The organism is Microbacterium sp. B35-30 (genome assembly GCF_010634855.1).
Taxonomy (GTDB): Bacteria; Actinomycetota; Actinomycetes; order Actinomycetales; family Microbacteriaceae; genus Microbacterium.
The window spans coordinates 1-3,643 of record NZ_MWLQ01000063.1; the positions used below are offsets into that span (position 1 = coordinate 1).

Below are 3,643 nucleotides of genomic sequence, written 5' to 3' on the forward strand. Positions count from 1 at the left end.
CTCGACGACCGGAACACCGCCGCCCGGTCGCTGAGCGGGAGCGCCAGCGACCGAGACGAAACGCAACGAGCCGACGAGCCTCGACGGCTCAGACGAAGCCCGGCAGATCCAGCCACGCGCCGGGCGCAGCATCCACGCCATCCCGGACGACGGTGCCCTCGATGAGGCCGTACGGGCGGTCGGCGGCGTAGAAGACCTCGTTCGGGTTCTCGAGCCCGAACGGCGTCAGGTCGTAGGCGAAGTGGTGCTTGTTCGGCATCGCGAAGCGCACCTCGGCGATCTCGGGCCGTGCCTCGATCGCGGCCTTGCCCATCTCGAACAGGGTCTGCTGCAGCGCGAGCGAGTGCACGGACGCGAAGGTCGACAGCAGCACGCTCAGCACCTCGGCGTACAGGCCGTTGTAGTCGATGCCGGCGGCGACGGCGTCGGGCAGGAAGCGCCACCGCCCCGTGACCGAGGTCGCCATGATGCGGTCGGTCGCCTCGGGCAGGGTCGTGTACCGGTCGCGCGGGAACCCCGAGAACTCCGACCCGGTCGACTTCAGCACGGTGAGGTCCTTCACGCCGCCCGTGACGTGCGTCGCGCCGTCGATCTTCTGCACGGTCGCGAGCCGGGTGCCCTGGCCCCTGCGCACGAACGAGTGGTCGTGCGGCACGCCGTCGACGAGGATGCGCTCCCACTCGTACTGCTCGGCCTGCCAGAGGCCGCCCTCGATCCAGTCGAACGCCGACACGAAGTGGTCGCCGAGCTTCAGCAGGTACTCCTCGGGAGAGGGGATGCCGTGCTCCTTCGCGAAGGCGAACGCGGTGTTCTTCTGCGTGTCGGTGGCGACGATCATCGCGTTATCGCCCTCGAGGAACGAGCCGGCGAGGGCCGCTCCCCGCAGCTGTGACGTGACGCTGAGGTCGACGATCTCGTGACGCGGCGTGTCGCGGTAGATCCGCACGAGGCGGTTCTCCGCCTTGCCGTACTTGTTGGCGCCGAGGCTCACCGAGACCATGACTAGCTCCCTCTGTAGGTCGAGTATGCGAACGGGCTGAGCAACAGCGGCAGGTGGTAGTGCCGGTCGGTGTCTTCGACGGTGAAGGTCACGGTGACGAGCGGATAGAACGACGGGATGCCGCGGTCGGCGAACCACGCCCCGGTGCCGAAGGTGAGCGCGTACATGCCGGGCTCGAGCCGCTCGGGGCCGAGGGCCGCACGTCCGTCGGCATCGGTGAATCCCTGGGCGACGCCGGTGGTGCCGCCGCCGGGCAGGTGCCGCGCGAGGGACACGACGACGTTCTCGGCGGGGGTCCCGCTCGCCGCGTCGAGGACATGGGTGGTCAGGTGGCTGCTCATGCGTTCATCCTTGCGCCACGGCCGCCCGCAGGCGCAGCACCGCGATCTCTGCGAGTTGGCCCGCGGCTTCGCGAGCCTCCGTCTCGTCGTCGTTCGCGAGCCGGCGCTCGAGCTCCGCGAGCATCTCCTCGGGGGAGCGGCCCGCGGCGCGGATCAGGAACACGCGACCGAACCGCGCCTCGTACGCCCCGTTGCCGGCGGCGATCCGGGCGGCGACGTCGTCGGCGGCATCCGTCATCGAGGCCTGTTCGCGACGGGATGCCGCGGCCTCCGCATCCTCGCCGGTCACGCGGGCGCCGATCCGGGGGTGATGTGCGAGCGCGGCATCGAGATCCGCGCGCGTCCAGTCGCGGGCGGCGGATGCTGCGGCAGCCGCCAGATCGTCGACGTCGCGGTACGGCCGGCCGCCGACGACGGCGTCCACCCAGGACGGGATCGCCGCCCACACCGTGGCTTCGGCCCGGGCCGAGTCGGCGTCGAGCGCGTTGAAGTCGTCGATGTTCATCGCGGCCCTCCCGCCAGCGACGCCCCTGCCGTGCGGGCGGCCCACTCACACATGGCCGGCCACCGCGTGGACGAGGTCGGAGATCTCGCGCTTGTACTCGTTGAAGTCCGGGCTTGTGATGTCGCGCTCCCCGGGCAGGTCGATGGTGACGACGCGGCTGATGTGCCCGGGCACTCCGTGCGAGGCGCCGCCGGTCATCACGACGACGCGGTCGGCGAGGAAGACGGCCTCCTCGATCGAGTGGGTGACGAAGACCACGGTCGTCCTCGTCTCGATGTGGATGCGCTTGAGCTCGGCCTGCAGGTCCGACCGGGTGAGCGCGTCGAGTGCGCCGAACGGCTCGTCCATCAGCAGCACGGTGGGTTCGTTCGCGAGCACGCGGGCGATCGCGACGCGCTGCTGCATGCCGCCGGAGAGCTGGCCCGGGTACTTGTCGGCGAAGCGGGTGAGGCCGACGGTGCGGATGAAGCGCTCGGTGAGCTCCCTTACCAGTGCGCGGGGGACGCGGCGCCGGCGGGGACCGTAGGCGACGTTCTCGTGGACGGTGAGCCACGGGAACAGCCCATAGTCCTGGAACACGACACCTCGTTCAGGCCCCGGGGCGGTGATCGGTGCGCCGCCGACGGTCACGGTGCCGCCGGTGGCGGGCTCGAAGCCGGCGAGGATGCGCAGCACGGTGCTCTTGCCGCACCCGGAGGCGCCGACGATCGCGACGAACTCGCCGGAGGCGATGTGCAGGTCGACGTCGGCGACCGCCTGCACCCCCGCGCCCTCCGGGCCGTAGCGCTTGGAGAGCCCGGCAATGTCGACGTGGGCGTTGGTGGTGATGTCGCTCATGGCGGGTCCTGTCACTTGATCAGCGGGCGGCCGCGGGTGAACAGCCGGAAGGCGCCCATCAGGATGCGGTCGGAGAGGAAGCCGGCGACACCGACCACCATCATGCCGACGACGACCATGTCGGTGCGCACCACGTCGCGGGCGAGGATGATGTTGGCCCCGAGGCCGACACTCACCCCGACCCCCTCGCCGAGCACGAGCACGACCCAGGCGATCCCGAGACCCACGCGCATGCCGTTGACGACGGCCGGTGCGGAGGCGGGGACGACGACCTGGGCCAGCACCTCCCAGCGCCGGGCGCCCAGCATCCGTCCGGCTTCGATGAGACGCGGCGGGACCTCTTTCGAGCCGCTGATCGCGCCCAGGACGATGGGGAAGAACGCCGACAGCGAGATGAGGAAGATCGTGGCCTGGTCGCCCCAGCCGATCAGGAGGCCGACGAGGGGCACCCAGGCGGTCGCGGGAATGGGGCGGAAGAGGTTGATGAACGGATCGAAGAGCGCGTCCATCGTGTAGTAGCGGCCCATCAGGATGCCCAGGGGCACGGCGATCGCCGACGCGATGGTGAAGCCGACGAGCACGCGCAGCGAGGACGTGCCCAGGTTGATCCACAGGTCGCCCGAGAACGCATCGTCATGGATGCCGCCGAAGGCGTAGTCCCAGAGCGATGCGACGACGTCGGCGGGAGAGGGCAGGTACCCCATGCGGATGCCGACGATGGGGATCTCCCATGCCTGCTCGCGGCCGACCTGCCAGACGATGAGGAACAGGATCGGCACGATGCCGCCGAGCAGCACGCGATTCAGCGCAGAACCGCGGGCGAGGGGGCGGGGCCGGCGGCGCAGGGGCGCGGGCGAAGGATCGGGAGCGAGGTCGGTCACGGTGGCCTGGGTCACGATGACCTCCTTTCGAACGGATGCCGGATGCGGCGGTGGCGCTGCGGTGCGAGTGGTGAAGCGG

The 3,643-nt window shown here is 70.5% G+C and carries 5 protein-coding genes; all 5 read right to left on the reverse strand.

What is annotated here, in order from left to right; genetic code table 11:
* Positions 1-88 precede the first annotated feature (88 nt).
* Entirely contained in the window at positions 89-1,000 is a 912-nt protein-coding gene (pucL, locus tag B2K11_RS20240; RefSeq protein ID WP_163620895.1) for a factor-independent urate hydroxylase, read from the reverse strand.
* Positions 1,001-1,002: 2 nt separating this feature from the next.
* Complete coding sequence (gene uraH / locus B2K11_RS20245) at positions 1,003-1,341, reverse strand: hydroxyisourate hydrolase (protein ID WP_163620896.1); 339 nt, start codon at positions 1,339-1,341, stop codon at positions 1,003-1,005.
* A 4-nt stretch (positions 1,342-1,345) separates the two neighbouring features.
* Positions 1,346-1,846, reverse strand: coding sequence for a 2-oxo-4-hydroxy-4-carboxy-5-ureidoimidazoline decarboxylase (uraD, locus tag B2K11_RS20250; protein WP_163620897.1), 501 nt, complete (start codon positions 1,844-1,846; stop codon positions 1,346-1,348).
* A gap of 45 nt (positions 1,847-1,891) precedes the next feature.
* Positions 1,892-2,683, reverse strand: a complete 792-nt coding sequence (locus B2K11_RS20255) for an ABC transporter ATP-binding protein (RefSeq protein WP_163620898.1) — start codon at positions 2,681-2,683, stop codon at positions 1,892-1,894.
* Positions 2,684-2,694: 11 nt separating this feature from the next.
* Positions 2,695-3,643, reverse strand: a 949-nt coding sequence (locus B2K11_RS20260; RefSeq protein ID WP_204260214.1) for an ABC transporter permease, incomplete at its 5' end; no start/stop codon positions are given.